Annotated in this window: 4 protein-coding genes; 3 read left to right on the forward strand and 1 reads right to left on the reverse strand. The window is 68.8% G+C overall.

Translation table 11 applies throughout. From position 1 onward, the window contains the following. The 3 genes from HUV06_RS14775 to HUV06_RS14785 form a co-directional block, all read left to right on the forward strand. Positions 1–1,508 (forward strand): FAD-dependent oxidoreductase (locus HUV06_RS14775; protein WP_174302012.1); only part of this gene is annotated, 1,508 nt, incomplete at its 5' end. A 28-nt stretch (positions 1,509–1,536) separates the two neighbouring features. Beyond that, the gene (locus HUV06_RS14780) at positions 1,537–2,148 is read left to right on the forward strand and encodes a LysE family translocator (protein ID WP_217433907.1); all 612 of its coding nucleotides are present in this window, start codon (positions 1,537–1,539) and stop codon (positions 2,146–2,148) included. A gap of 377 nt (positions 2,149–2,525) precedes the next feature. Beyond that, the gene (locus HUV06_RS14785; RefSeq protein ID WP_174302013.1) at positions 2,526–3,005 is read left to right on the forward strand and encodes a MucR family transcriptional regulator; all 480 of its coding nucleotides are present in this window, start codon (positions 2,526–2,528) and stop codon (positions 3,003–3,005) included. A 66-nt stretch (positions 3,006–3,071) separates the two neighbouring features. Here the strand turns inward: HUV06_RS14785 and HUV06_RS14790 are convergent. Then, a partial coding sequence (locus HUV06_RS14790) for an ABC transporter permease (protein WP_174302014.1) occupies positions 3,072–4,394 on the reverse strand: 1,323 nt, incomplete at its 5' end.

The raw sequence follows: 4,394 nt of genomic DNA on the forward strand, positions 1-4,394 counted from the left end.
GGGGCGCGCGGGTGGTGATCCTGGGGGGAGGCGTGGGCGGGCTCTCGGCCGCCTATGAACTCGGCAAGGCCGGCTATGCCTGCACGGTGCTGGAGGCGCGCCAGCGGGTCGGCGGCCGCAACCACACGATCCGCGGCGGCGACGTGCTGGAGATGATCGACGGCACCCGCCAGGTCTGCAGCTTCGACGAGGGGCTCTACTTCAACGCCGGGCCTGCGCGCATCCCCACCCACCATCAGGCGACACTCGGCTACTGCCGCGAACTGGGCGTGCAGATGGAGACGCTGGTCAACCACTGCGAAAGCGCCCTGCTGCAGGCCGACTCCATGAACGGTGGCGCGCCGATCCAGATGCGGCAGGCCATCTTCGACACCCGCGGCCACGTGGCCGAACTGCTCACCAAGGCGGTGCGCAACGGCGGGCTGGACAAGGAGATGAGCGCGGAGGATCGCGACCGGATGATGGCGGCGCTGGCCTCCTGGGGCGCGCTGTCGAACAACGGCAAGGTCACAGCGCCCCGCCACCCCTACGACACGCCGGACGCGCCCAACACGCAGAAGGCCGGCGATGTCGCCTATGCGGCCAACAGCGAGTCGGGCTGGCTGCGTCAGCCCGGGGCCGGCGCCCAGACGCCGATCGCGCGGGCGCCTCTGCCCGTCTCCACGCTGATGCATCCGATCGTGGGGGTGGGCTCCACCTTCCACGACTTCATCGACATGCAGGCGACCATGCTGCAACCGGTCGGCGGCATGGACCAGATCCCCCGCGCTTTCGAGACGGCGTTGGGGCCGGTGGTGCGCAAGGGCTGCATCGTGACGAAGATCGCCCGCCGTGGCGCGGGCGTCGAGGTCAGCTACCGCGAGGCGGCGACCGGCGCTGTGAAGCATGTCGAGGCCGACTACTGCATCGTCAACATCCCGCTGAAGGTGCTGAGCGCCATTTCGGCCGACTTCTCCCCCGACCGCAAGTCCGCCATAGACCGCGCCGTCTACGCCAACTCCATCAAGATCGCGTTCCAGAGCCCGCGCTTCTGGGAGCGCGAGGACCATATCTATGGCGGGCTGTCCTTCACCGACCGCGACACCTTCATCACCTGGTACCCCAGCGGCAAGTTCCATTCGCCCCAGGGCGTGCTGGTTGCGGGCTACGCCTTCGCCAAGCAGGCCGACCGCTTCGGCGCCCTGCCGCTGGATCAGCGCATCGCCTACGGCCGCGGCACGGTGGAGCGGCTGCACCCCGGACGCTCGGCCCTGCTGAAGAACCCCATGACCGTCACCTGGGCCAACGTGCCCTACAACCTCGGCATCGAGTGTCCCCTGGCCGAGCAGGACCCCGCCTCCTACGCCCTGCTGAGCCAGCCCGACGGCCCCTTCTACTTCGCCGGCGAGCACCTGAGCCACGTGGGCGCCTGGCAGCAGGGCGCGTTCCTGTCGGCCCACCACGCCATCGCCCAGCTGGACGCGCGCCACCGAGGCGGCCAGCCCGTCACCGACGTGCGGATGCAATGAGGCAGGATCGTCGAGGCGTTGGTCTCGCGTGACGGGGGCGGTCACCACCCTTGTCCTGGCCTTCCTGCCGTTCGCGATCTCGATGTCGTTCACGCCGGGGCCGAACAACCTGATGCTGGCCACCGCCGGCGCCCGCTTCGGCTTCGCCCGCACCTTGCCGCACCAGTGCGGCGTGGTGCTGGGGTTCGCGGTGATGACGCTGACGGTGGGCCTGGGCGTCGCAGGCCTGATCAAGGCGGCGCCTCTACTCTATTCGGTCATGAAGTTCATGAGCCTGCTGTATCTGGTCTATCTGGCCTGGCGGACCGCGACCGCTGAGAAGGTCAAATCCGCTCAGACGCCGCAACGCCCCATGAGCTTCCTGCAGGCGGCGGCTTTCCAGTGGATCAATCCGAAAGGCTGGATCATCGCGCTGAGCGCCATGACCGCGTTCACCATCCGCGGTCTCGACGCCTGGCTGCAGGTGCTTGTCATCACCGTGGTGCTGGCCATCGTCGGTGTGGCGAGCACTTCAACCTGGGCGGTGTTCGGCCTGATGATCAGCCGCTACCTGACCACGCCACGCCGCCGCACCGTTTTCAACTGGACGATGGCGGCCTTGTTGATAGTCTCGGTTGCGCCTGTCCTCCTGGAGCGGTGACACCCCGCAGTCGTTTGTCGTTCAAGGACATGCGTCTGTCAGTAGATGGCACGGTGATGACACTCGTATGGGATCCCGAACTGCCGGAAGTCAGGTTCTCGTCCCTTTTGTACGAGCCTAGCCACCCTTCAAAGCGGCAGAGACGTCCGATGATCATCCACGGCTGTTAATGCCGGCCAGAAGGGCCCACCTATCCACCGGAATCACTGCGTTCTTCCGGACTTCATGGGAGGTCCGGGCTTAGAGCATCGCCGGGACCTCCTGCGGAAAATTGTTTTCTACTCGCAGTTTCGGCCTGTTTTCTCTAGAACGGGGGTTATCAAAGCCGTCCGGCCTTCCTATTGTCGGATATCTGATTCGCACATGGAGTAGGCGACATGGCTGACGACGCGTCCTTTGATCTTTCCACCCTGACGGCCGACATCGTGTCCGCCTATGTCAGCAACAACAAGGTCCAGACGAGCGAACTGGCCGCCGTCATCTCTCAGGTGCACCAGGCGCTGGGATCGGTTGGCCAGCCGGCCCCGCCCGCTCAGCCGGAGGCCGCCAAGCCGACCACTGCAGAAATCCGCAAGAGTCGCACGCCGGAGTTCCTCACCAGCTTCGTGGACGGTCGCAAGTACAAGAGCCTTAAGCGCCATCTCACTACCAACGGCATGACGCCGGATGAGTATCGGACCCGCTTCGGCCTGCCCAAGGACTATCCCATGGTCGCCGAAAGCTATTCGGCCCAGCGCAGCGCGCTGGCCAAGACCCTGGGCCTGGGTCGCAAGGCGGCGGCTCCGGAACCTGAAGCCGCGCCCGCGCCCGCACCCAAGAAGGTCGGCCGCCCCAAGAAGTCGGCCCCCGCCGCCTGAACGGATCAGCTTGAGCCCGGCGCCTTGACTCCAATGTCGTGAGACGGAGTCGAGGCGCCTTCCCCGCTAGTCGCCGCGCAGGATTGGGGCGGGTCGTCGCGTCAGGGCGGCGACTGCTCCGGTCAGCCCGGCCCCCGCGCAGATCCCGGTGGCGGCGGCGAGCAGCAGCCCGAGCGCGACGGGGTCCGGACGCCACGGCGTGTGGAAGACCTCCGCCACCACGGGCCAGGCGCAGGCTGAGCCCACCAGCATCCCGGCCGTCCCCGCGATCAGCCCGACCAGACCGTATTCCAGGCCGTAGGCGGACAGGATGTCGCCGCGGCTGGCGCCCAGGACCTTCAGGATCGCGGCCTCCCGCGCCCGGGCTTGGCTGGTGGACGAGATGGCTCCGACCAGCACCAGCACGCCCGCCAGCGCCGCCACGCCCGCAGCGCCGCGCACTGCCCAGCCGAGTTGGCCGAACACGCGCGCGACCGCATCGAGTTGTTCACGCACGCTGATCACGTTCACCTGCGGCAGGGCGCGGCCAAGCGCATGCAGGATCGTCTCGTCCTGGCGGGCGCTCGTCCGCGCGACCACGACCTCGCGCAGACCCGCCCCCGCCAGGGCCGCCGGGTCCAGCACCAGCGCGAAGCTCGCACCGAAGCGGCCGGGATCGACCTTGCGGAGCCCCGCCACCCGCGCCTCGAGATCGCGGCCGAGGATGGACAGGGTGACAGCATCCCCGACCTTCAGGCCCGCGGCGTCGGCGATCTCGCGGGCCAGCAGCACCTCGGGCGGTCCATGGTAGTCGGCGGCCCACCACCGGCCCGCGACTATGTCGGCGTCGGGCGGCGGGGCGGCGAGGGCGGTGAGGCCGACGTCCTGGTCGAAGGCCCAGCGCTCTCCCGGAGCGATCCGCTTCACATCGACCGCCGCGCCTTTGATTCTGACGATACGTCCCGTGGCGAAGGGCGTCCGGCGGTAGTGGTCGGGGGTGAGCGGCCCCAAGGCCGAGCCCATCAGGGCGTCCAGCTCGGCGGCGCGTTCGGGCGGTATCTCGGTCAGGATCAGCGAGGGGGCGGCCTGTGGCGCGGCTTCGCGCACCTCGGCCAGCAGGCTCGACTGGATCAGCAGGATGGCGGTGAGCAGCGCGACGCCCAACCCGATCGAAGGCGTGGCCGATCGCGCTGCGGAGCCCGGACCGCCGAGGTTCGCCAGGCCCAGGCGCGCGGCGCCCCTGGCCAGCCTGCGCGCCTTCGAGGCCAGTCGGGTGGCCAGGCGGCCGATCCCGAGCAGCAGGGCGAAAGCGAAGGCCACCGCGGCGATCATGGCGGCGGCGACCAGCACGGTGGGCGCGGTGTAGAGGGTCAGGCCGGCGAGGCCGAGCGCTGCGACCCCCTGGCCCAC

Origin of the sequence: Caulobacter sp. S45, from assembly GCF_903642205.1 — a bacterium.
GTDB lineage: Bacteria > Pseudomonadota > Alphaproteobacteria > Caulobacterales > Caulobacteraceae > CAHJWH01.

What these genes read in the sequence shown, in the direction of transcription:
- HUV06_RS14785 (WP_174302013.1), top strand. Translation starts at nt 2,526, where the DNA reads ATGGCTGACGACGCGTCCTTTGATCTTTCCACCCTGACGGCCGACATC.